General features: G+C 61.9%; 24 protein-coding genes. 20 read left to right on the forward strand and 4 right to left on the reverse strand.

Going from position 1 to position 21434, the window contains the following annotated elements:
• The coding region (locus ACOVRJ_RS08875) for a deoxyribodipyrimidine photo-lyase (RefSeq protein ID WP_422043564.1) at positions 1–164 on the reverse strand (164 nt) is incomplete at its 3' end.
• Between the two features lie 81 nt (positions 165–245).
• Between ACOVRJ_RS08875 and ACOVRJ_RS08880 the strand changes: the two genes are divergently transcribed.
• The 9 genes from ACOVRJ_RS08880 (at position 246) to ACOVRJ_RS08920 (ending at position 8187) form a co-directional block, all read left to right on the forward strand.
• Complete coding sequence (locus tag ACOVRJ_RS08880) at positions 246–824, forward strand: YqgE/AlgH family protein (protein ID WP_263537830.1); 579 nt, start codon at positions 246–248, stop codon at positions 822–824.
• Complete coding sequence (gene ruvX / locus ACOVRJ_RS08885) at positions 821–1234, forward strand: Holliday junction resolvase RuvX (RefSeq protein WP_422043496.1); 414 nt, start codon at positions 821–823, stop codon at positions 1232–1234. The genes ACOVRJ_RS08880 and ruvX overlap by 4 nt, the downstream gene beginning before the upstream one ends.
• The gene (pyrR, locus tag ACOVRJ_RS08890) at positions 1234–1734 is read left to right on the forward strand and encodes a bifunctional pyr operon transcriptional regulator/uracil phosphoribosyltransferase PyrR (RefSeq protein ID WP_339597443.1); all 501 of its coding nucleotides are present in this window, start codon (positions 1234–1236) and stop codon (positions 1732–1734) included. Before ruvX ends, pyrR begins: the two co-directional genes overlap by 1 nt.
• Before the next feature lie 3 nt (positions 1735–1737).
• Positions 1738–2700, forward strand: coding sequence for an aspartate carbamoyltransferase catalytic subunit (locus tag ACOVRJ_RS08895; protein ID WP_339597444.1), 963 nt, complete (start codon positions 1738–1740; stop codon positions 2698–2700).
• Positions 2701–2845: 145 nt separating this feature from the next.
• Positions 2846–4174, forward strand: a complete 1329-nt coding sequence (locus ACOVRJ_RS08900) for a dihydroorotase (RefSeq protein WP_422043497.1) — start codon at positions 2846–2848, stop codon at positions 4172–4174.
• Positions 4174–4920, forward strand: coding sequence for a lysophospholipid acyltransferase family protein (locus tag ACOVRJ_RS08905; RefSeq protein WP_422043498.1), 747 nt, complete (start codon positions 4174–4176; stop codon positions 4918–4920). The genes ACOVRJ_RS08900 and ACOVRJ_RS08905 overlap by 1 nt, the downstream gene beginning before the upstream one ends.
• 171 nt (positions 4921–5091) lie before the next feature.
• Positions 5092–5598, forward strand: a complete 507-nt coding sequence (locus tag ACOVRJ_RS08910) for a hypothetical protein (protein ID WP_422043499.1) — start codon at positions 5092–5094, stop codon at positions 5596–5598.
• 105 nt (positions 5599–5703) lie between these two features.
• Positions 5704–7278, forward strand: a complete 1575-nt coding sequence (locus ACOVRJ_RS08915) for a thymidine phosphorylase family protein (protein ID WP_422043500.1) — start codon at positions 5704–5706, stop codon at positions 7276–7278.
• A 21-nt stretch (positions 7279–7299) separates the two neighbouring features.
• Positions 7300–8187, forward strand: coding sequence for a ribose-phosphate diphosphokinase (locus ACOVRJ_RS08920; protein WP_422043501.1), 888 nt, complete (start codon positions 7300–7302; stop codon positions 8185–8187).
• A 39-nt stretch (positions 8188–8226) separates the two neighbouring features.
• Here the strand turns inward: ACOVRJ_RS08920 and otnI are convergent, their stop codons facing one another.
• Positions 8227–9021: a 2-oxo-tetronate isomerase gene (gene otnI / locus ACOVRJ_RS08925; RefSeq protein ID WP_422043502.1), complete on the reverse strand. Its 795-nt coding sequence runs from the start codon at positions 9019–9021 to the stop codon at positions 8227–8229.
• Positions 9022–9115: 94 nt separating this feature from the next.
• On the opposite strand from otnI, the gene ACOVRJ_RS08930 reads away from it, so the two are divergent.
• The 9 genes from ACOVRJ_RS08930 (at position 9116) to ACOVRJ_RS08970 (ending at position 17659) form a co-directional block, all read left to right on the forward strand.
• Positions 9116–10741: a sensor histidine kinase gene (locus tag ACOVRJ_RS08930; protein WP_422043503.1), complete on the forward strand. Its 1626-nt coding sequence runs from the start codon at positions 9116–9118 to the stop codon at positions 10739–10741.
• Positions 10738–11427, forward strand: a complete 690-nt coding sequence (locus ACOVRJ_RS08935; RefSeq protein ID WP_422043504.1) for a response regulator transcription factor — start codon at positions 10738–10740, stop codon at positions 11425–11427. Before ACOVRJ_RS08930 ends, ACOVRJ_RS08935 begins: the two co-directional genes overlap by 4 nt.
• Before the next feature lie 447 nt (positions 11428–11874).
• Positions 11875–13122: a porin gene (locus ACOVRJ_RS08940; RefSeq protein ID WP_422043505.1), complete on the forward strand. Its 1248-nt coding sequence runs from the start codon at positions 11875–11877 to the stop codon at positions 13120–13122.
• Positions 13123–13136: 14 nt separating this feature from the next.
• Positions 13137–13571: a hypothetical protein gene (locus ACOVRJ_RS08945; protein ID WP_422043506.1), complete on the forward strand. Its 435-nt coding sequence runs from the start codon at positions 13137–13139 to the stop codon at positions 13569–13571.
• Between the two features lie 59 nt (positions 13572–13630).
• The gene (locus ACOVRJ_RS08950) at positions 13631–15142 is read left to right on the forward strand and encodes a methyl-accepting chemotaxis protein (protein ID WP_422043507.1); all 1512 of its coding nucleotides are present in this window, start codon (positions 13631–13633) and stop codon (positions 15140–15142) included.
• Positions 15143–15255: 113 nt separating this feature from the next.
• The gene (locus ACOVRJ_RS08955) at positions 15256–15669 is read left to right on the forward strand and encodes a rhodanese-like domain-containing protein (RefSeq protein ID WP_422043565.1); all 414 of its coding nucleotides are present in this window, start codon (positions 15256–15258) and stop codon (positions 15667–15669) included.
• 44 nt (positions 15670–15713) lie between these two features.
• Positions 15714–15974, forward strand: coding sequence for a glutaredoxin 3 (gene grxC, locus ACOVRJ_RS08960; protein ID WP_422043508.1), 261 nt, complete (start codon positions 15714–15716; stop codon positions 15972–15974).
• A 121-nt stretch (positions 15975–16095) separates the two neighbouring features.
• Positions 16096–16563, forward strand: a complete 468-nt coding sequence (gene secB, locus ACOVRJ_RS08965) for a protein-export chaperone SecB (RefSeq protein WP_422043509.1) — start codon at positions 16096–16098, stop codon at positions 16561–16563.
• A 73-nt stretch (positions 16564–16636) separates the two neighbouring features.
• Positions 16637–17659 carry an NAD(P)H-dependent glycerol-3-phosphate dehydrogenase gene (locus ACOVRJ_RS08970; protein ID WP_422043510.1) on the forward strand — a complete coding sequence of 341 codons (1023 nt, stop codon included), beginning with the start codon at positions 16637–16639 and terminating at the stop codon, positions 17657–17659.
• 40 nt (positions 17660–17699) lie between these two features.
• Here the strand turns inward: ACOVRJ_RS08970 and ACOVRJ_RS08975 are convergent, their stop codons facing one another.
• Complete coding sequence (locus ACOVRJ_RS08975; RefSeq protein ID WP_422043511.1) at positions 17700–18170, reverse strand: tRNA (cytidine(34)-2'-O)-methyltransferase; 471 nt, start codon at positions 18168–18170, stop codon at positions 17700–17702.
• Between the two features lie 48 nt (positions 18171–18218).
• Positions 18219–18974 carry a ComF family protein gene (locus ACOVRJ_RS08980; protein WP_422043512.1) on the reverse strand — a complete coding sequence of 252 codons (756 nt, stop codon included), beginning with the start codon at positions 18972–18974 and terminating at the stop codon, positions 18219–18221.
• A gap of 21 nt (positions 18975–18995) precedes the next feature.
• On the opposite strand from ACOVRJ_RS08980, the gene ACOVRJ_RS08985 reads away from it, so the two are divergent.
• Both ACOVRJ_RS08985 and coxB read left to right on the forward strand, forming a co-directional pair.
• A complete protein-coding gene (locus ACOVRJ_RS08985; protein ID WP_422043513.1) occupies positions 18996–19943 on the forward strand; it encodes a biotin synthase in 948 nt (315 codons plus the stop codon).
• A gap of 271 nt (positions 19944–20214) precedes the next feature.
• A complete protein-coding gene (coxB, locus tag ACOVRJ_RS08990) occupies positions 20215–21402 on the forward strand; it encodes a cytochrome c oxidase subunit II (protein ID WP_422043514.1) in 1188 nt (395 codons plus the stop codon).
• The last annotated feature ends 32 nt before the right edge of the window (positions 21403–21434 follow it).

Here is a 21434-nt window from a genome sequence, read left to right on the forward strand (position 1 = left end):
TCGACGCGGCGGTCTTGGCGGGGCAGGGGGCTGAGGATGTCGCTGTCGAACACAAAGGCGCAAAACACCTGTTCGGACAGCTTCAGGGCCTGATACAGCGCCGCTTGATCTTGCACCCGCAGGTCGCGACGAAACCACAGCAGGGCGGACTTGTACTTCTTCATTCGCACAGTGTCGCAGCGCCGCGCTTTCTCTGTGAGTTGCAGGGGCATGGTGCCGGGCGCGGCCTCGCCTAAAATGCCGCCATGTCACAAGATCGGATCGTCCTCACCAACCAGTTTCTGATCGCCATGCCTGGCATGGCCGACGAGGCTTTCGCCGGCAGCGTGGTCTATATGTGCGAGCACAACGAAAAAGGCGCGCTCGGCCTGGTCATCAACAAACCGATCTCGATGACCTTGGGCAATTTGTTCGAGAAAGTCGAACTCAGCCCGCCCAAGGGCGAGGTGTCCAGCGGCCCGGTCTACTACGGCGGCCCGGTGCAGGCCGAACGCGGCTTCGTGCTGCATGAGCCTCTGGACGCCACCGGCGGCCACTACAACGCCACTCTGGTGGTGCCCGGCGGGCTGGAGATGACCACCAGCCGCGATGTGCTGGAAGCCCTGTCCAATGGCGCCGGCCCCAAGCGCGTGCTGGTCACGCTGGGCTATAGCGGCTGGGCGGCAGGTCAATTGGAAGAAGAAATTGGCCGCAATGGCTGGTTGACCGTGGACGCCGCGCCCGAGATCATTTTTGACACCCCGGTGGAGCAGCGCTACGAGCGCGCACTCGGCCTGCTGGGCGTCGACCCGCGCATGCTCAGCCAAGAGGCTGGCCACGCATGAGCCTGGCTGCTGACCCGCTCAAATTGCAAGCGCAATCTTTGTTGGCATTTGACTTCGGCACCAAGCGCGTGGGCGTGGCCAATGGCAGCCGCTTCACCGGCCGTGGCGAGCCGCTCAAAAGCATTGCGCTGGACGGCGAAGCGCGCTTTCAGGCGATCGCCAAGCTGATCAAAGACTGGCAGCCCGATGCCTTGGTGATCGGCGTGCCTTTCCATCCCGACGGCGCCGAGCATGAAATCACGCTGCGGGCACGCCGCTTTGGCCGCCAGCTGAAAAGCCGCTTCCGCCTGCCGGTGTTTGAAGTCGACGAGCGCTACACCAGCGTCGAGGCTGAAAGTTATGGCGTCCGTGACGTCGATTCCACCGCCGCCGCCCTGATTCTTGAACAATTCTTCCGTGAGAACCCTTGATGAGTACTCTCCTTCTTGACGCCGAGGCGATCTACGCCGACTTGCTGCAAGGCGTGCGCAAGCTGATGAGGCCCGACAGCGCGCTGGTGGGCATTTGGTCCGGCGGCGCTTGGCTGGCCGAGCGACTGCAGACCGATCTGGGCCTGAGCGGTGCGGCCGGCGTGATCTCCAGCTCCCTGCACCGGGATGACTTTGGCTCGCGCGGCATGTCGGCCAGCGCCGATCACACCAAGCTGCCTTTTGACGTCAACGGCCAGCACATCGTGCTGATCGACGATGTGCTCTACACCGGCCGCACCACCCGCGCCGTCATCAACGAGTTGTTCGATTTTGGTCGCCCGGCCAGCGTGACGCTGGCGGTGTTGGTGGACCGGGGCGGGCGCGAGTTGCCGATCGAGCCGGCTTTCTCGGCCGCCCGCATCCATCTGGCCGCCGCGCAGCGCCTGCGTTTGGCCAAGGATGACAACGGCCGATTCAGTTTTGACTTGAAAGGGGATTGATCGATGCTCTCCAAGCGCAATCCGCAACTGAACAAGCATGGTGAACTAGTTCACCTCTTGTCCATCGAAGGCCTGCCGCAGGCCAATATCCATCAGATCCTCGACACCGCCGGCAGCTTTCTCTCGGTCAATGACCGCGAGGTCAAGAAGGTGCCGCTCTTGCGCGGCAAGTCGGTCTTCAATCTGTTCTTCGAGAACAGCACCCGCACCCGCACCACCTTCGAGATCGCGGCCAAGCGCCTCTCGGCCGACGTGCTGAATCTGGACATCGCTCGCTCCAGCACCGCCAAGGGCGAGACCCTGCTCGACACGGTGGCCAACCTCAGTGCCATGCATGCCGATATGTTTGTGGTGCGCCACAGCGAATCCGGCGCGCCCTACCTGATCGCCCAGCACTGCGCGCCGCATGTGCATGTGGTCAATGCCGGCGACGGCCGCCACGCCCATCCGACGCAAGGCCTGCTGGACATGTACACGATCCGGCACTTCAAGAAAGACTTCCGCAATCTGACCGTGGCCATCGTCGGCGACATCGTGCATTCGCGGGTGGCCCGCTCGGACATCCATGCGCTGAACATCCTGGGCGTGCCCGAGATTCGCGCGGTTGGCCCCAAGACCTTGGTGCCTGGCGACTTGAAGGACATGGGCGTGCGCGTTTGCCACGACATGGCCGAGGGCGTGCGCGGCGCCGATGTCATCATCATGCTGCGCCTGCAAAACGAGCGCATGAGCGGTGGCATGCTGCCCAGCGCCGGTGAGTTCTTCAAGAACTTTGGTCTGACGCCGGAAAAGCTGGCGCTGGCCAAGCCCGACGCCATCGTCATGCACCCGGGCCCGATCAACCGCGGCGTGGAAATCGCCTCCACCGTGGCCGATGGCGCGCAAAGCGTGATCCTGCCTCAGGTGACCTTTGGTATTGCGGTGCGCATGGCCGTTATGTCCATCTTGGCTGGGAACGAAGCATGAAGATGAGCCCACCCCCGATGCGCTTCGCGCCTCCCCCTCAAGGGGGCAAGCCCAGTGGCCCGGCAAAGCCGGTTCCACGGGCTCTGCTGGATGAAGTCCGGCTAATCCAGGGCTTGGGTCATATTGCCGCACAGGAGTTCTGCAAGTGAAGATTCTGATAAAGAATGGGCGTTTGATCGACCCCGCCTCCGGACTTGACCGCGTGGGCGACCTGGCCATCGCCAATGGCCGCATCGTGGGCTTGGGCGAGGCGACTGAGTTCGCGGCCGACCGTGTCATCGACGCCACCGGACTGATCGTGGCTCCCGGTCTGGTCGATCTGGCCGCGCGCCTGCGCGAGCCGGGCCATGAGCATGAAGGCATGTTGGAGAGCGAACTGGCGGCGGCCGCCGCCGGTGGCGTGACCAGCCTGGTCTGCCCGCCCGATACCGACCCGGTCCTGGACGAACCCGGTCTGGTGGAGATGCTGAAGTTCCGCGCCCGCAAGCTGAGCCGCTGCCGCTTGTTCCCGCTGGGTGCCTTGACGCAAGGCCTGCAGGGTCAGGCCTTGACCGAGATGGCCGAGCTGACCGAGGCCGGCTGCATTGGCTTCTCGCAGGCCGAAGTGCCTGTGCGCGACACCCAGGTGCTGGCGCGCGCGCTGCTGTACGCGGCCACCTATGACTACACCGTCTGGCTGCGCCCGCAAGACGCCTACCTCGGCGGCGGTGTGGCCGCCAGCGGCGCGGTGGCGACTCGCCTGGGCCTGGCCGGCGTGCCGGTGACGGCCGAGACGGTAGCCCTGCACACGATTTTTGAGCTGATGCGCTCCACCGGCGCTCGCGTCCATCTGTGTCGCATCTCCAGCGCCGCCGGTGTGGAACTGGTGCGCGCCGCCAAGCGCGATGGCCTGCAGGTGACGGCCGATGTGTCCATCAACTCGCTGCACCTCACCGATGTGGATATCGGTTACTTCAACTCCGCCATGCGCCTGACGCCGCCGCTGCGCCAGGGCCGCGACCGCGACGCGCTGCGCGCTGGCCTGGCTGACGGCACGCTGGATGCGCTGGTGTCCGACCATATGCCGGTTGCACCGGACGAAAAGAACGTGCCCTTTGCCGAAGCCACGCCGGGCGCGACCGGCCTCGAGTTGCTCTTGAGCCTGGCTCTGCGTTGGGCCGAAGACTCGGGCTTGCCTTTGTCGCGCGCCTTGGCCGTGGTCACGGCCGAGCCGGTGCGGGTGCTGGGCTCCGCCCTGGGCTCTTTGTCGGCCAGCGCCGGGCGCTTGGTGCAAGGCGGTGTGGCCGATGTTTGCGTGTTCGATCCGAACGCCAGTTGGTCGGTCACGCCCCAAGCTTTGAGCAGCCAGGGCAAGCACACGCCTTTCGCCTACGAGATCAGCGGCTTTGAGCTGCCGGCCTCGGTGCGCTACACCTTGGTGGCGGGCCATGTGGCTTTTGAAGCCCAAGCACAACAAGAGATGGCCAGCGCCTGATGTTCAGAAACCTAATCGCCACAGGGCGCCTGCTTCGTTTCAGCCTTCATGTGATCTACGGCCTGCTGCTCATCAAGTTGAGATTCGGCCAACTCAATGAGAGCCAGCGACACGCCCAAATCCAGCGTTGGTCGCGCATGATGCTCAGCATCTTTGGCATCGAATTGCAGGTGTCCGGTCTTGCCGCAAGACCTGGCGCCAAGCTCTTGGTGGCCAATCATGTCTCCTGGCTGGACATTGCCGCGGTGCACTCGGTGGTGCCGGAAGCCCGTTTTGTCTCCAAGGCCGACGTCAAGCATTGGCCGCTGGTCGGCGGCTTGGTGACCGGCGTGGGCACTTTGTTCATCGAGCGCTCCAGCAAGCGCGACGCCCTGCGGGTGGTGCATCAGATGGCCGATGCCTTGAAGGCGGGAGACTCGGTGGCCGTATTCCCCGAGGGCACCACCGGCGCTGGGCCCGAGCTCTTGCCGTTTCATGGCAATTTGCTGCAAGCGGCCATCTCCACCGAAGTGCCGATCCAGCCTTTGGTGATTCGCTTCTCTGAGCCCGGCGAGCGTTTCAGCAGCTCGGCGCGCTTCATCGGGAACACCACCCTGGTGCAAAGTCTGTGGCGCGTGCTGACGGCAAAGGGTTTGAACGTGTCGGTGCAGGTCTTGCCGAGCATGGGCACCGCGCATGCCGACCGGCGCTTGCTGGCCGAGCATGTGCGTGAAGAAATTCAGCAAGGCTTGAGAGACGCCGGCTGAGGCAAGCGCGAGCTGCGTTTACAATTCGCTCCGACGTTTCGCGAAAGCGGGCGTCACCGCCGATTTACCAACTACTTGCGGGCGGGCTATCAAATGCGGCTAAAGCGTTGCGGCTCCAAGTTGCCCTGGGCCGGCAAACGCCGGTGTTAGGGCACTTGGAGTTTTTTCGTTATGCAGGAATTGGCTGTATTTGATCGTTGCTTGGTTCGTCGCTCGCGATCTTCGGCGTCGCACCATTTGTCGAACGGTATTCCCCGGCCACAGGCTGCGGGGCGCGCCCCTGCGGTGCCCGCCAGTTTGGCCCGAGCCGCTGAGCATCTGATCAGTCCCTGGGGTGAGGTCATCGCCGCCATGCCCAGGCGCGCTTCGGCTGCGAGCATTGTGCGTGCAGCCCATGGCGTGAAGCGCACCGACTGGCTCGCCGTGTTGGCCGATGACAGCTTGTCCCGCGGGACTCAAACGGCTTGGCGTTTGGCCTTGTGGCGTGCGCATGGCGCAGAGGGTTCAAGAAGTGTTGCCGCAAACGGACCAGGGCCACAATGGCTGAGTTCCGTGGTTTGGGCTCGGCCTGGGCAAAGTCCTGCTGATTTGCATCAGCGCGTGCTGGCAAAGGCTTTGGCGGCCTTGTGGCAAGAAGGCTGGCGATTGCACGAGGCCTTTTCGGCCGACCTGCACTGATCCGACACACTTTGGGCCTGAGTCCTCGCATCTCGGGGATGCGCGGCAGGTCTTTCTGTTCTTTTTGAGCACTGCCTGCATCGAGGGCTCCGCTACAGTCGGCGCATGAATGCTTTGTCGCCAAGTGAATTGCACATCCGCCGCGTCGGCATCGACACCTGGCGGGAAAACGTGGCCTACGTTCACCGCGACTGCCCGGTGGTGCGGGCGGCCGGTTTCCAGGCCTTGTCCAAGGTTGAGATTCGCGCCAATGGTCAGTTGATCCTGGCGGTCTTGAATGTGGTGGACGATGAACGCATCGTCAGTGCTTGTGAGTTGGGCGTTAGCGAAGATGCCTTCAGCCGCCTGGGTGTTGCCGAGGGTCATTCGGCCAGCATTGCACATGCCGAGCCGCCGGCCTCGATCGCGGCCTTGCACCGCAAGATCAATGGCGAGCGGCTTTCTAAAGATGAGTTGGCGGCCATCATCCGCGATGTGGCCGAGGCCCGCTATTCCAAGATCGAGTTGGCTGCTTTTGTGGTGGCGACCAACCAGTACGAGCTGGATCGCGAGGAAGTCCTGCACCTGACCGAGGCGATGATCGCCGTGGGCCGCAAGCTCGACTGGCACCACCAGGTCGGCGCGGGCCCGGTGGTCGACAAGCATTGCATCGGCGGCATTCCCGGCAATCGCACCTCGATGCTGGTGGTGCCCATCGTCAGTGCGCATGGCATGTTATGCCCCAAGACCAGCTCACGGGCGATCACCTCCCCTTCGGGCACGGCCGACACGATGGAGATGCTGGCGAAGGTGGAGCTCAGCTTTGAGCGCATGGTGCAAATCGTCAAGGACACCCACGCTTGCCTGGCCTGGGGTGGCACGGCCGACCTGTCGCCGGCCGATGACATCCTGATCTCGGTGGAGCGGCCCTTGTCGATCGATTCGCCGGGCCAGATGGTGGCGTCCATCCTGTCAAAGAAGATCGCCGCCGGCTCCACCCATCTGGTGTTGGATATTCCGGTCGGGCCGAGTGCCAAGGTGCGCTCAATGGTGGAGGCGCAGCGCCTGAAAAAGCTGTTCGAGTACGTGGCCGGCCATTTGCGCTTGCAACTCGATGTGGTGCTCAGCGATGGCCGCCAGCCAATCGGTCGTGGCATTGGCCCGGTGCTGGAGGCACGTGATGTGATGCAGGTGCTGCAGGGCGACCCGGCCGCGCCGCAGGACTTGCGCCAAAAAGCCTTGCGCTTGGCCGGCCGTATGATCGAATTCGACCCTGATGTGCGCGGCGGCGAGGGCTACACCATTGCCCGCGACATCCTCGAATCGGGCCGTGCGTTGTCGCAGATGAACGCCATCATCGATGCCCAGGGGCGTCGCGCCGATGTGCCCACGGTTGGGGCCTTGAGTGCCGAGGTCTTGGCGCCGCAGGAGGGCGTGGTGGTGGCCATCGACAATTTGCGCATTGCCCGCATTGCTCGCTTGGCCGGTGCACCACAGGTGGCAGGCGCAGGGATGGACTTGTTAAGGAAGCTGGGCGAACCGGTGCGAGCGGGTGAGCCGCTGTACCGGATCCACGCTCAATATGAGGCCGATCTGCAGTTTGCGCGCACGCTTGCCGAGAAGGATTCCGGTTACCGGGTCGGCAGCGCCGAGCAGCTGCCCCATGAGTTCGCCAGTGCCGGCGCCATGTTCTCTCTCTAAACACCGCTCCGAAGACTCTCGATGAATGCAAACACGATCTTGCTGGCTTTTGAGGATGAACGCGCCCTGGCGCAGGAGTTGGCCGAGGCGCTTGTGTTGCCGCTCTGTTTCATCAGCCGCCACCGTTTCCCCGACGGTGAAATGCGGCTGGTGCTGCCCAAGCCGCTGCCGCCCACGGTGCTCTTGCTGCGCGGCCTGCAGCAGCCGAACGACAAGTTGGTGGAGCTCATGATTGCCGCCCCGACCGCGCGTGAGCTGGGGGCTCAGCGCCTGGTGCTGATCTCGCCCTATTTGGCATATATGCGCCAGGATATGGAGTTCACCCCGGGTGAAGCGGTCAGCCAGCGCCATATTGCTCGGCTGCTGGCGAATCATTTTGATCATGTCATCACCATCGACCCGCATCTGCACCGCATCGCCAGTCTGGATGAGGTGATGCCGGTTGCTTGCGGCGTTGCGCTGTCTGCGGCTCGCTTGCTGGGCGAGTGGGTGGCAGCGCAGGTGCCCGGTGCGCTCTTGATCGGGCCCGATGAAGAATCGGCGCAATGGGTCAGTGAAGCGGCGCTGGCCGGTGGCTTGAGGCATGCGGTGGGCCGTAAGGTGAGGCATGGTGATCATCAGGTTACGCTGGCTCTGCCTGAGCTTGATGTGGCCGGTCAGGCGGTGGTCTTGCTGGACGATATGGCTTCCACCGGGCGCACCTTGATCGGCTCGGCGCAAGAGCTGCTGCGGCGCGGGGCCCAGTCGGTTGACGTGGCTGTCACCCACGCGCTTTTCAATGGGGATGCCTTGGCGGCGCTGACGGCGGCCGGCGTGCGACATGTCTGGAGCAGCAATGCGGTGGCTCACCCCAGCAATGCGGTCTCGGTCGCCCCCTTGTTGGTGCAGGCCTGGCGTGCTTTGAACTGAGCCGCTTCAGCTCGGCGGCGCTGAGGCGGTGTTGGGCCTTCAGCGTGGCTGGGCTTGCCAGCGCTTCAGCCAGCCCAGGCCCTCCCTCGTGCCGGCCCGCGGCCGGTACTCGCAGCCGACAAAGCCCGGGTAGGCCAGCTCGTCCAACAGCTTCAATAGGGTCTCGACGCGCAGCTCCCCTGCATCCGGTTCCTGCCGATCGGGCGCACCGGCGATCTGCACATGAGCCAAAACCCCCAAGCTCATCGCTTGGCGCAGCTTGTTGCTGACGTCGCCTTCGCTGACTTGGCAGTGATAGGCATCGAACTGCAGGCGCAGGTGCGGGGAGTCAACGGCGGCGATCAGCGCCAGAGCCTGCGTATGTCGGTTCAGAAAATAGCCCGGCATGTCGCGCAGGTTGATGGCTTCGATGCAGATCTGGCGGCCTTCTTGACCCGCCAAGGCGGCAGCCCAGCGGAGGTTGGCGACATAGGTTTGCGCGAGGCTTTCTGTGTTGCAATTTGCGGGGGCGATGCCTGCCATCACATGGATGCGCGGGCATTCCAGCGCGGCGGCGTAGCGCAAGGCTTGGCGGATGCTGGCTTGGAACTCGGCTTCTCGTCCGGGCAGGCAGGCCAGGCCCCGTTCGCCGGCGTCCCAGTCTCCAGGCGGGGCGTTGAACAAGGCTTGCTGGAGCTCATGGTTCTGCAAGCAGTGGCGCAACTCATGGGCATCGTGGGCATAGGGGAAAAGAAACTCCACCGCCTTGAAACCGTCGGCCGCTGCGGCGCCAAAGCGTTCCAAGAAGGGCAGTTCGTTGTACAGCAGGCTCAGATTGGCGGCGAATTGAGGCATGGCCTTGGGTGTCTGAAGTTTCTGGCTTGAATTTTCATGCAAGGCGCGGTTCGTATCGGGCTGTCGCTCCTGCCGCAGCCTTTAAAGTGCGGGCATGTTCAGAGCGCGTTTGCTGTTGGCGATTTCTCTATTGGGTTTTTTGGCCTTGACCGAGGGCGTCGTTGCGCTTTGGGCTCAGCACACCGCGCAGTTTCAAGTCCAGCGCGGGCGTTTGAACAGCGACATCTTGAAAGGCTTTGTTGAGCTTTCTGCCAGCAAGCAAAAGCTGCGCAGTTGGACCGCGCAACGCCTGCTGTCCGCGCAGGCCATTCCTGAGTCGCGTGATCGCTTGATCACCGAGATGCGGGCCGGCCTGAAGGAACTGAATGACCTGGCCCTGCGTTTGGATGCGCTGGAGCGCACCCAAGCAAGCAGCTCTCGGACCCAGGGCTTGCGCGAGCGATCGGTCGCGCGTTATCAATCCCTCGAGGTATTGGCGCGTCATCTGGATGAGTTGGAGCGAGCCTTGCTCACCGTGGAATCCTTGGAGGAGGGGGCCGAGGGCCGTCGGGCCTGGGATCGCTTGTCGGCCCTGTTTGACCGGTCCCAGGGACAGGACTTGCGCAGTTTGCTGAATGCGGAAATTGTGGCTGAGCAAGCGGCCACCGAGGCCTCCCGGGCTGCGGCCGATCAGGCGCTGACGACGATGCGCCGCACCGTGCTGGGGATCAGTGTGACTGCCTTGCTGGTTGCGGTGTGGCTGGCGTTCTACTTCATGCGTCGGCTGAAGCAGCCGATTGATGATCTGAGTCAGGGCGCCTTGGCGCTGCAAGGGGGGAATTTGAGTCATCGCATCCCAGAGCGTCAGCTGGATGAGTTTGGCTCGGTGGCGCGCAGCTTCAACACGATGGCGGCTGAGTTGCAATTGAGGCGCACCCAGGAACAGGCCGATCGGGAACGACTGGAAGAGATGGTGGAGGCCCGCACGGCCGAACTGCGCGAAGCGAACGACACCTTGTTGGCGCTCGACCAGCGGCGCCGACGCTTTTTTGCCGATGTCAGCCACGAGTTGCGTACTCCAGCCACGGCCATTCGCGGTGAAGCCGAGGTCGCCTTGCGTGGACGGGAGAAAACGGCGCAGGAGTATCAGCAAGCCTTGGCTCGAATCGTCAGTACGGTGGGCCAGTTTTCACATGTGGTGGAAGACTTGACGCTGCTGGCACGTAGCGATTTCGAGCAATTGGTCTGGCAGCAGCAGGTCTTGAATTGGCCTGAACTGCTGCAGTCCTTGTGCGAGCAGATGAGCGCGCAGGCTCAGTCGGCGCAAGTGCAGCTGAGTTGGCACCTGGAGGCGGCCGGCTTCGGCCGAGACATGATTCGCGGTGACGCCAAGCGGCTGCGGCAGATGTTTGTCATCGTGCTGGAGAATGCCTTGCGTTACTCGCATGCGGGCGGCCGCATCGAGGTGAATGCGAGGGCCGTCGGGGGTCTTTTGACGGTGCAGGTGCAGGACCAGGGCATTGGCATTTCGGAGGGGGATTTGCCGCATGTTTTTGAGCGGCATTACCGTGCGCAGGCGGCGCGTCTGCACCGGCCCGATGGCATCGGCCTGGGCTTGCCGATTGCGCAGATGATTGCTCAAGCGCATGCAGCGCAGATTCAACTGCGCAGTGTGCAAGGACAAGGCACTTGCGTCAGCATCGATCTGCCCTTGTGTTCAGCCGAAGTAGAAGAGGAATGATGAACAAACTCCTGATTGTTGAGGATGATGTCCGTGTGGCTGATTTCTTGGAGCGCGGCTTGCGGGCCGAGGGTTATGCCGTGAGCTTGGCGCGCACTGGGCCGGAGGGTCTGGCCGCGGCCCGTCAGGGCGACTGGGCCTTGATCGTGCTGGACGTCATGTTGCCCGGCATGAACGGCATGGATGTGTTGCAGACGCTGCGCAGCGAAGCTCAGTCCACACCGGTTCTGATGCTGACGGCCATGGACAGTTTGGAAGACAAGATTGGCGGCTTGCGCTTGGGTGCCGATGACTACTTGACCAAGCCTTTTGCCTTCGATGAGTTGGTGGCCCGACTGGAGGCGCTGCGGCGTCGCGGGCGCGATGTGCAGCAAACCAGCAATACCTTGGCGCTGGCCGATCTGCGCCTGGACCGAGAGCGTATGCGCGTGACCCGCGCAGATCAGGTGATTCTGCTGACTGCCAAGGAGTTGGCGTTTCTAGAACTGCTGATGAGCGCGCCGGGGCGGGTCTTCAGCCGCGAACGGATTTTGTCGAATGTCTGGGGCGCGAATGAAGATCCGCTCACCAATGTGGTGGATGTTTATGTGCGCCGTTTGCGTCAGAAGATCGATGAGGGGCACGCCTTGGCCCTGATCAAGACGGTACGCGGCGTGGGCTACAAGATCGACGCTGAAGCGGATTGAGTTTGATCGAAGTTGATCAAGCCGAATGAAGGGGGCTGAGCATTGCTCGGTGCAATGAAGCCCCTGTCGGAGGCGGTGTGCTGGCGAGCCAAACTCGGGCTTGATGGCCTGGACTCGAATCCCGTAGTGAACCACAGAGTGGCCACTTTGGGCGCGATCTGTCGGCAAGTTGCAACCCCGGCCGTTTGAGGCCTTACAAACTCCAGCAAGCCCCGCCATAGTCGTCACAATGTGGGCTTGCGCACGGGAGTTTGCCTTGCTGACCGATAGCTATTGCAAGCCCCTGTGATGCATTCCTCGTTTGGGTTGCCTACAGTTTTAGAGCTGTCAGCCGAAACAAGGAGTTCAGTTGACGTTCGATCTGCCGATATGGCTTCCCATGTGCTCGGCGATGAAGTGATTCCTTTCGTCTGTGCCGGGCGCGGTTTCAAAAACAAAGGAGACTTCATGAAGCAATTGAAATTGGGGCAACTCTCGGCCCTGGCCCTGGCTGTGCTGGCCTTGAGCGCCCAGGCGCAAGACACGGCATCTGCCGAGTCGATCTTCTCGTTCTCGGGCTTTAGCACCCTCGGTGTGGTGGGTAGCAATACCGATGAGGCGCGCTATGTCATTACGGGCCAGCCCAAGGGCGCGACCAAGTCCTGGAGCGGCGACGTCGACACCAAGCTGGGCGTGCAGGTCAATGCCAAGCTGAACAAAATGTTCTCGGCCACAGCGCAGGTTTTGACCAAACAAAACGGCGATGGCAATTACCGGCCCGAACTGGAGTGGGCCTTTGCAAAGGCGCAGTTCACGCCGGCCTTGTCGGCACGGCTCGGGCGCATGGGTGGCCCGTTCTTCGCCGTTTCGGATTTTCGCGATGTGGGCTATGCCAACACCTGGCTGCGCCCGCCGCAAGACGTCTATGGCCAGGTGCCGGTCAGCCACTTTGATGGCGGCGACATCAGCTATCAAGCCAGTCTGGGCTCCAGCACCTTGAATTTCCAGCTCTATGGTGGCAAGTCCAGTTCGGTCTTTGAAGGCGTGGACGTCAAGATGGACAACTTGGTCGGCTTCAGTGCCTCGGCCGAGTTGGATGGCGGCATCACTCTTCGGGCCGGCCATGTGCAGGGCAAGTTGACGGTAGACAGTAGTTCCTTGAAGCAATTGATCGGCATCTTGCGTTTGGTGGACGGCAGAGTGCCGGGTGCTGGCATTGCAGGCGTGGCCGATCAGATGGATGCGACCAAGAAGAAAGCCACTTTCACCGGCTTTGGCGTCACTTGGGATGCGGGTAATCTGATTGCCATGGCCGAATACACCATGCGGCGCACCGAGTCCTATGTCCCAGATACCGATGGCTGGTACACCACAGTGGGCTATCGCCTCGGTAAGTTCACACCCTATGTGACGGTCTCTGAGTTGAAGCAGAAGGACAGCAATGTCAACAACACCATCCCGCCCAGGATTCCCGTGGCTGGCGTGACGCCCGATCTGCGCGTCCTGGTGGGCAGCACCTTGCGCGCTCAAAGCAATCAGCAAAAGACCCAGGCCTTGGGCGTGCGTTGGGATGCCTATCGCAATATCGCGGTGAAGGGGCAGTTAGAGCGCATTAAGGCCAATGGGCCCGGGCTGTTCGCTTCGCCTTCCCCGTCCTTTACGGTCGGGCAGAGCACCGTCAATGTCTACAGCTTGGCTGTGGACTTTGTGTTCTGAGCGGGAGGCCAATAATGAATAAGCAAATGAAATCGATTCGCGCACTCGGCGTGCTGTCCACCATGTTGGTGATGGGCCTGGCTCATGCCCAGGTGGCCGTGATCGTGAACCCCAAGAGCGCCACGGCTTCGATGACGGCAGATCAGGTCTCGAACATTTTCTTGGGCAAGAGCAATTCGCTGCCCAGCGGTGCATCGGCGCTGGCGACCGATCTGCCCGAAAGCTCGGCCGTCCGTGATCAGTTCTATACCAAGGTCACGGGTAAACAGGCGGCGCAGGTGAAGGCGGCCTGGTCTCGGCTGGTGTTCTCTGGCAAGGCGACGCCACCGAAAGAGCTGGCCTCGGCAGCCGATGTGAAGAAATTTGTGGCGGCCAATGCGGACGCCATCGGCTACATCGAGAAGTCGGCGGTGGATGGCACCGTCAAGGTGGTCTTGAGCGTAGACTGAGTCGGGGTTTCTCTCATTGCAGCGCCGCCAAATGCGGCGCTGCTGCAACGGAGATGCGAATGAATGTGAAAACAAGAATCTGGCTTTTGCCAGTATTTGCCGCGGTGATTTTTGCGGTGGGTATTGCGGTGGTGTTGGTGTTTTCGGCTCGCACTTCCTCGGCCATCTCGGCGGTTGAGCGAGTGCACTACCCTTTTGTGGATGCCAGCACGCAGCTGGGTGCACAGATGGAATCGCTGGGCGCGACCATCCAAAGCGCCGTGGCTGAGGGCGAGAAGAAACGTCTCGATGAAGCCAACGAGAAGGCCGCCAGCATCCGCAAGTTGCTGGATGCGATCGGCCGTATTGAAGGCAAGGGCGAGACCGCGGCCAAGTTGAAAACCTCCTTTGAAGCTTATTTCGCGGCCTCGGTGGAAACGGCTCAGCTTTTCCTTGGTATCAAGCAGGGCGATCAGGCCGGCGCTATTTCCAAAATGCAGGCGGCCTTGAAGGTGTTTGAAGCCGATGTGGCCAAGGCCCGTACCGATGCCAGCGAGGGCTTTGACGGCGGTTTGAAAAACGCCAATACAGGCGTTGCATCCAGCTTGATGGCCATTGTCATCAGCGGCTTGGTGGTGGTGGCGGCGTTGGGCGTGGGCTCCTATTTGGTGATTGGCAGCGTCTGGCGCCAGCTGGGGGGCGAGCCTGAGTACGCCCGCGATGTGATGCGGCAAATTGCCGCCGGGGATTTGTCCCAGTCGATTGCTGTGGCGCCGGGGGCGGATGCCAGCCTGTTGGCCGCGGTGAGAGAGGTCTCGCAGGGTTTGGCGGCCATCGTGACCGATGTACGTTCGGGCACCGATTCGATGTCGGTTGCCTCGCGTGAGATTGCCGTTGGCAACCATGACTTGTCGGTCCGCACCGAGAAGCAGGCCACTTCTTTGGAGCAAACCTCCAGCAATATGCAGACCTTGACCGACACGGTCCGCCAGAGTGCCGAGGCCGCAGCCCAGGCGAATCAGCTGGCCGGCTCCGCTGCCGCCGTGGCACGCAAGGGTGGGGAGGTGGTCAATCAGGTCGTGACCACGATGGAAGAGATCAACACCAGCTCGAAGAAGATCAACGACATCATTGGCGTGATCGATGGCATTGCTTTCCAAACCAATATCCTGGCTCTGAATGCGGCCGTGGAAGCGGCGCGCGCCGGCGAGCAAGGCCGTGGTTTTGCGGTGGTGGCGAGCGAAGTGCGGTCCTTGGCGCAGCGGTCTGCCGAAGCGGCCAAGGAGATTAAATCCCTGATTGGCGCCAGCGTGGATCGGGTCGAGTCAGGCAGTCGCTTGGTCCGTGATGCCGGTGAGACCATGACCGAAATCGTGGCCAGCGTGCAGCGCGTGTCGGACATCATTGGCGAGGTCACCGCAGCGTCTGGCGAGCAAAGCCAGGGTATCGGCTTGGTCAACCAGTCTGTCAGTCAGTTGGATCAAATGACGCAGCAAAACGCGGCACTTGTGGAGCAAGCGGCGGCTGCGGCGACCAGCCTGGAGCAGCAAGCCCAGTCCTTGCAAACGGCAGTGGCGACTTTCAAGCTTTGAATTTGAAGTAAATCTGACGACTCCCGGGTCCAATCGGAGGCCCGTCGGCATGCCGGCGGGCCTCTTTCTATAATCGCGCTCCTTGTGCACTCAATAACCGGAAGACTGCTTTGCTGAACTTTTTGCTTGAAAACTGGATTCTGGTCTTGGCCGCCGTGAGCTCGGGCGCGATGTTGCTTTGGCCCGCCCTGGTGCGAAGCAGCCAAGGCGCTGCGCTTTCGCCCGCTCAGGCGGTGCAGCTGATCAACCGGGAGAAGGCCGTTTTGATCGATGTCTGTGAACCCAATGAATTTGCCGCAGCCCATGTGGCTGGTGCTCGCAATATCCCGCTGGCATCGCTGGAAGGGCACAAATCACTGCCCAGCAACAAGACCTTGCCCGTGGTGCTGATTTGCCAAAGCGGTGCGCGTGCGGGCCGTGCAGCCGCTACCCTGCGCAAGCTCGGTTACGAAAAGGCTCAGGTCCTGGGCGGTGGCATGAAGAGCTGGCGCGATGCCAATTTGCCGGTTGAAAAATCGGCGGCCTGAGGGGCTTGGCCCCTCGTCTCCAATACAGAATAGAAAGTCGCCTCATGGCTGTTGTGAAGATGTACACCACCCAGGTCTGCCCCTACTGTGTGCGGGCCAAGGCTCTGCTCAAGCAACGGGGTGTTGAGCACATCGAAGAAGTCCGCATCGACCTCGATCCAGCCGAGCGAGAGGCGATGATGACCTTGACTGGCCGCCGGACGGTGCCGCAAATCTTCATTGGCCAAACCCATGTGGGCGGCTGTGATGACTTGATGGCTCTGGATCAGCGCGGCGGCTTGCAAGCCTTGTTGCAAGCGGCTTGATCGGGGTGCGCAGATTTCAAGAGGGGGGAGACCCCCACGGAATCGTCACATGCGCTGAGTAATAATCAATAACGCCGCCCGCAGCATTGGCTGACGGGCTTCACTTTTTTTGGGATTTACCATGGCCGACGAGAACAATACCCCCGTGTTTCAGATTCAGCGCATGTATCTGAAGGATCTGTCGCTGGAGCAGCCGAACGCGCCGCAAATTCTGCTCGAGCAGACCCAGCCTCAGGTTGACATCAATCTGGCCCTGTCCGCCGAGCCCGTGGCTGAAGGCGTTTTCGAGGTCTGCGTGACCGCGACCGTCACCACCAAGGTCGGCGAGAAGACCTTGTTCCTGATCGAAGCCAAGCAAGCCGGTATCTTCGAGATCCGCAATGTGCCGCAAGAGCAGGTCGAGGGCATCCTCGGCATCGTCTGCCCTCAGATGATTTACCCGTATCTGCGCGCCATCGTGTCGGACGTTTGCACTCGCGCTGGCTTCCCGCCGGTGCTGTTGTCGGAAGTCAACTTCCAGGCCATGTTTGAAGCTCAGCAGGCTCAGCGCGAAGCAGCGGCCGCCGCTGCGGCTCCGACTCTCAACTGAGATTAGCCCTCATGACACGCGCCCCACGCTGCCAGCTGCAGCCGGGGCGCGTGGTTTTTTCTGGACCTCACTTATGAAAATCAGCGTTCTGGGGGCGGGTGCCTGGGGTACGGCCTTGGCGATTCAGGCCAGTGCTAGGCACGATGTGATGCTCTGGGGCCGTGACGCGGCGGCGGTTGCCTCCATGCATGCACAGCGGCGCAATCAGCAGTACCTGCCAGAGGCTGTGCTGCCGGCCGCGCTGCGTCTGGAGGCGAACAGAGATGTCGCCGTGAGTCATGCTTGCGGGGACGACGGTTTGATCATCGTGGCCACGCCGATGGCGGGTTTGCGCGGCATCTTGGCGGCTTTGCCGGATGGGGCGCGGGTGCTTTGGTTGTGCAAAGGCTTTGAGGCGGGTTCCGGGCTACTGGGCCACGAGATCGCCCGGGCGGTCCAGCCAAGGCTGCGCGCTGGCATTTTGTCGGGCCCCAGCTTCGCCCAGGAAGTGGCGCTGGGTCAGCCGACGGCGCTCGTCGCCGCAAGCGAGGATGCGGATCTGGCCCAGGCTGCAGTGGATGCATTTCATAGCGAACGACTGCGTATCTACACCTCGGCCGATCCGGTCGGCGTTGAAGTCGGGGGCGCGGTCAAGAATGTGATGGCCATTGCCGTCGGTGCGGCCGACGGCCTGCGCATGCGTGCGGAGCGTATCGGTCATGTGGCGGATGCCCCCGGCCTGAATGGTCGTGCCGCGCTGATCACACGGGGCTTGGCTGAAATGCTGCGCTTGGGCCTAGCTTTGGGCGCGCGCAGCGAGACTTTTATGGGTCTGTCCGGCATGGGTGACCTGGTGTTGACGGCCACCGGCGACTTGTCTCGCAATCGCCGTGTCGGTCTGCTGCTGGCCGAAGGCCTGGCGCTCCCCACAATCCTGCATGATCTGGGGCATGTGGCCGAAGGGGTCTACAGCGCTCCGACGGTTCTGGCGCGTGCGCGCCAGAAGGGCGTGGACATGCCCATCACCGAAGCGGTTGTGGCCGTGCTGGAGGGGCGCTTGAGCCCGGTTCAGGCCGTCGACCTCTTGATGGGGCGACAGTCGCGCTCAGAACATTGAAGTGGCGGGCAGCCGGAGCCGGCAGTTTTTTGACTCCGGCTTAGATGCCGTTTTGATAGCCGTTTTGGCGCCAGCCCTCGAACACAGCGACCGCAACGCTATTGCTCAGGTTGAGGCTGCGCTGCCCCTCCAACATGGGCAGGCGAACCCGCTGCTGCGGCGCAAACTGTTTCCGGATTTCTGGCGATAAACCGGCGGTCTCGGAGCCAAAGACCAAGAAGTCACCGGGCAGCCAACTCACTTGCGCAAAGGAGTGGCTGCCGCGCGTGGTGAACGCAAACATGCGCTCGGCCTTGGGTTGCATGGTGGCCAGAAAGCTGGCCCAGTCCTTGTGTCGCTGCACCGCGGTGTACTCGTGATAGTCGAGTCCGGCGCGCTGCAACAGACGGTCTTCCATGGAAAAACCCAAGGGTTCAACCAGGTGCAAGCTGCAGCCTGTATTGGCGGCCAGTCGAATCACGTTGCCGGTGTTCGGAGGGATTTCTGGTTGAACCAGCACGATATGAAACATGAGCAGACTTCAGGGTAAGGGTGGGGTGCCGCCGGCTAGCAACGGGTTTCAAGCCGTTTCGCCATCAGGCGTTCGCGCGATCACCCAGGCTTGAACATGGGCGGCGCCCGCTTGGCGCAGTACGCGGGCGAGCTCGAATAGCGTGGCTCCGCTGGTCATCACATCATCCAGCAAGGCCACATGGCGGCCCCGCAATTCTGCCTTGCGCAGCGGTTCGACGGCAAAAGCCTGCTTCACATTGGCGGCGCGGTCCTTCAGCGGGGTATGGGCTTGCTGCGCTGTGCTGCGAACCCGCAGCAGCAGGTTGCCATCGCAAGGAATCTGGCGCCGGCGCGCCAGGGTGCGGGCGAGCTCATGACTTTGGTTGTAGCCGCGCTCTTTCAGCCGCGCGGGGCTGAGTGGCACAGGCAGCAGCCAATCGGGCGCATCTGGCGCACTGCAGTCCAGTGCTTGCGAGAGGCGTTCAAGCAAGGTCTCGCGCAAGTCCACGGCCTGATGGAACTTGTAGAGTTGCAGCAGTCGGTCCCAAGGGAAGCTGTAATCCAATGCGGCAATCGTGCGATCGAGCGGTGGAGCGTGACGCAAACAGGCGCCACATTGGGCGCTTTCACGCCCGCCGAGCCCGACGGGCAAATGGGCGGCACAGGTCCAGCAGCGAGGCACCGGGCGGCCGTAGCGTTGCAGGCAGTCGCGGCAAACACGGCTATGGCTCCATGCTCGGCAGACCGCGCATTGGCCGGGACAGCGCATCAAGAGTCGCTCCATCCCATAGGGGCGTTCCGGTGGCAGCGGCCGCTTTTTCATCGCTTCAATATACTGCCGCCCATGCCCAACTCTCCCAGTTCCCCTTCTGCCCATGTCGACCTGGGGCTTGCCAAGCCGCCGGCGCCACAGCCCCGGGCACTGGACCCAGTGGCGGTCCTGCGGCAACAACGGCGAATGGCTGGCTTGGACGCGGTTCCTTGGCTGCATCAGGAGGTGGCCGAGCGCATGGCGGAGCGTCTGTCCATCATCAAGTTTCAACCCAAGCGGGTGTTGCAATGGCAAGGCTTGCTGGGCGGGGGCGGCAAGGCCTTGAGTGAAGCGTATCCGCAGGCCGAGCAATGCAGTGTGGAAGTCACGGCGGAGCTGCGGGCCCGTAGCCAACTTGCACACAAGCGCGTTTGGTGGAAGGCTTGGCGAGGCTCCTCAGCCCTGACGGTTGAGGCCCCGGAGAATCTGGCGCAGGGACGAGCCGAACTGGTTTGGGCCAATATGTGCTTGCATGCCAGTCCTGATCCTGTGGCGACCTTGCGCGCCTGGCATCAAGCCCTGGCAGTGGACGGTTTTGTGATGTTCTCTTGCCTCGGCCCGGATAGCTTCAAGGAGTTGCGCGCGATCTATCAGCAGCAAGCCTGGGGGCCAAGCTCACCGGAGTGGTGGGATATGCATGACATCGGCGATTTGATGGTCGAGGCCGGTTTCGCAGATCCTGTGATGGACCAGGAGCGTATTGGCCTGACCTGGGCCGATGGCGAGTCTTTGTTGATGGACCTGCGTGCCCTGGGGGGCAACTATGCGCCGACACGTTTTTCTGGGTGCCGAGGCCGACAATGGCGTGCCCGGTGGCTGGAGTCTTTGGAGCCGTTGCGTGGCCCGGATGGACGACTGAAATTGAGTTTGGAACTGGTTTACGGCCACGCGTTCAAGCCGCAGCCGCGCTTGTCGATCAGCTCTGAAACCCATGTATCGCTGGAACAAATGCGGGCGATGGTGCGTAAATCAAGCCCCTGAGGCCGCACTGAATAATCAATCAGCGGGTAATCAGGGATGATTCGGGGTGTCAAAGCCACAATCCCGCTGCGGGCATAAGCTAAACTTCCGAGTTAGTCGGAATATGCGCCTGAAGTCTAGGGTCAGGTCTTGCTCAATGATTTGAGATAGCTCAAACCTCTCTGGAATTGACAGCGGTCCCTGGCATTTTCGACTTCAGGTGGATGTCGTGGCGAGTCCAAGGCGCAAGCCCTGGCTTCCCGGAAATGAAATAGAAATAAGAGTGACGACCATGAAGATGATGAACGCACGAGTGCATCAGGCCGCGCGCCGCTTGGGACAGGTGGCGATTGCTGCGGGCGCCTCGCTGGCCACCCAAGTAGCCCTGGCAGTGAACGATCTCCCGGGTGGGCCGGCGGTCAATCAGATCAATCTGCATCCGCCGGTGACCAAGATCGCGGCCGACCAGATGTGGTTGCACAACTTCATGATGATCATTTGTGTGCTCATCTTCGTCGCTGTGTTCGGCGTGATGTTCTATTCGATCTTCAAGCACCGCAAGTCCAAGGGTGCGGTGTCCGCCAACTTCCACGAGAGCGTCAAGGTCGAGATCGCCTGGACCGTGGTGCCTTTCATCATCGTGATTTTGATGGCCTTGCCGGCCACCAAGGTGGTGGTGGCCATGAAGGACACCACCAACGCCGACCTGACCATCAAGGCCACCGGTTACCAGTGGAAATGGGGTTATGACTACCTGAAGGGCGAGGGCGAGGGTATTGGTTTCCTGGCGACTCTCGATGCCAAGCAGCGCGAGATGTCGGACTCCGGCAAGCCCGAATTGACCGATGACTACCTGCTGAAGGTCGACAACCCGCTGGTTGTGCCGGTGGGCAAAAAAGTTCGCATCATCACCACCGCCAATGACGTGATCCACGCTTGGATGGTGCCGGCCTTCGGCGTCAAGCAAGATGCCATCCCCGGCTTCGTGCGCGACACCTGGTTCAAGGCCGAAAAGACCGGCGACTTTTACGGCCAGTGCGCCGAGTTGTGCGGCAAAGAGCATGCCTATATGCCCATCCACGTGAAGGTGGTTTCGGCCGCTGAGTACACGGCGTGGGTCGATGGCAAGAAGAAGGAAATGGCCGCCAAGGCGGATGATCCAAGCAAGGTTTGGGAGTTGGCTGCGTTGATGGTTCGCGGCGAGAAGGTGTACGCCGCCAATTGCGCCGCCTGCCACAAGGCCGATGGCAAGGGTGCAGGTCCTATCAAGGCCTTGGATGGCTCCCCGATCGTTTTGGATGAGGATAAGCTCAAGCAAATCGCTGTGATGCTGAATGGCCAAAACAACGGCGCCATGCCAGCCTGGAAACAACTGAGCGATACCGAAATTGCGGCCGTGATCAGCTATACCAAGAACAGCTGGTCCAACAAGACGGGCCAAGTGGTCCAGCCGGCCGAAATCGTGGCCGCGCGCAAGTAAGCGGTAGAACGTCAAGAAGCATCAGACAAACG

The sequence above is a fragment of the Roseateles sp. genome (genome assembly GCF_049240545.1).
Classification (GTDB): Bacteria; Pseudomonadota; Gammaproteobacteria; order Burkholderiales; family Burkholderiaceae_C; genus Paucibacter_A.

Excerpts from the sequence above, each read along its gene's own strand:
- ruvX (WP_422043496.1), top strand. The coding sequence starts at position 821 with ATGAGCCTGGCTGCTGACCCGCTCAAATTGCAAGCGCAATCTTTGTTG.
- ACOVRJ_RS08905 (WP_422043498.1), top strand. The coding sequence starts at position 4,174 with ATGTTCAGAAACCTAATCGCCACAGGGCGCCTGCTTCGTTTCAGCCTT.
- grxC (WP_422043508.1), top strand. The coding sequence starts at position 15,714 with ATGGCTGTTGTGAAGATGTACACCACCCAGGTCTGCCCCTACTGTGTG.
- ACOVRJ_RS08950 (WP_422043507.1), top strand. The coding sequence starts at position 13,631 with ATGAATGTGAAAACAAGAATCTGGCTTTTGCCAGTATTTGCCGCGGTG.
- ACOVRJ_RS08985 (WP_422043513.1), top strand. The coding sequence starts at position 18,996 with ATGCCCAACTCTCCCAGTTCCCCTTCTGCCCATGTCGACCTGGGGCTT.
- ACOVRJ_RS08930 (WP_422043503.1), top strand. The coding sequence starts at position 9,116 with ATGTTCAGAGCGCGTTTGCTGTTGGCGATTTCTCTATTGGGTTTTTTG.
- otnI (WP_422043502.1), bottom strand. The coding sequence starts at position 9,021 with ATGCCTCAATTCGCCGCCAATCTGAGCCTGCTGTACAACGAACTGCCC.
- pyrR (WP_339597443.1), top strand. The coding sequence starts at position 1,234 with ATGAGTACTCTCCTTCTTGACGCCGAGGCGATCTACGCCGACTTGCTG.
- ACOVRJ_RS08970 (WP_422043510.1), top strand. The coding sequence starts at position 16,637 with ATGAAAATCAGCGTTCTGGGGGCGGGTGCCTGGGGTACGGCCTTGGCG.
- ACOVRJ_RS08940 (WP_422043505.1), top strand. The coding sequence starts at position 11,875 with ATGAAGCAATTGAAATTGGGGCAACTCTCGGCCCTGGCCCTGGCTGTG.
- ACOVRJ_RS08935 (WP_422043504.1), top strand. The coding sequence starts at position 10,738 with ATGATGAACAAACTCCTGATTGTTGAGGATGATGTCCGTGTGGCTGAT.
- ACOVRJ_RS08915 (WP_422043500.1), top strand. The coding sequence starts at position 5,704 with ATGAATGCTTTGTCGCCAAGTGAATTGCACATCCGCCGCGTCGGCATC.
- ACOVRJ_RS08895 (WP_339597444.1), top strand. The coding sequence starts at position 1,738 with ATGCTCTCCAAGCGCAATCCGCAACTGAACAAGCATGGTGAACTAGTT.
- secB (WP_422043509.1), top strand. The coding sequence starts at position 16,096 with ATGGCCGACGAGAACAATACCCCCGTGTTTCAGATTCAGCGCATGTAT.
- ACOVRJ_RS08980 (WP_422043512.1), bottom strand. The coding sequence starts at position 18,974 with ATGAAAAAGCGGCCGCTGCCACCGGAACGCCCCTATGGGATGGAGCGA.
- ACOVRJ_RS08880 (WP_263537830.1), top strand. The coding sequence starts at position 246 with ATGTCACAAGATCGGATCGTCCTCACCAACCAGTTTCTGATCGCCATG.
- ACOVRJ_RS08910 (WP_422043499.1), top strand. The coding sequence starts at position 5,092 with ATGCAGGAATTGGCTGTATTTGATCGTTGCTTGGTTCGTCGCTCGCGA.
- ACOVRJ_RS08920 (WP_422043501.1), top strand. The coding sequence starts at position 7,300 with ATGAATGCAAACACGATCTTGCTGGCTTTTGAGGATGAACGCGCCCTG.
- ACOVRJ_RS08975 (WP_422043511.1), bottom strand. The coding sequence starts at position 18,170 with ATGTTTCATATCGTGCTGGTTCAACCAGAAATCCCTCCGAACACCGGC.
- ACOVRJ_RS08945 (WP_422043506.1), top strand. The coding sequence starts at position 13,137 with ATGAATAAGCAAATGAAATCGATTCGCGCACTCGGCGTGCTGTCCACC.
- coxB (WP_422043514.1), top strand. The coding sequence starts at position 20,215 with ATGAAGATGATGAACGCACGAGTGCATCAGGCCGCGCGCCGCTTGGGA.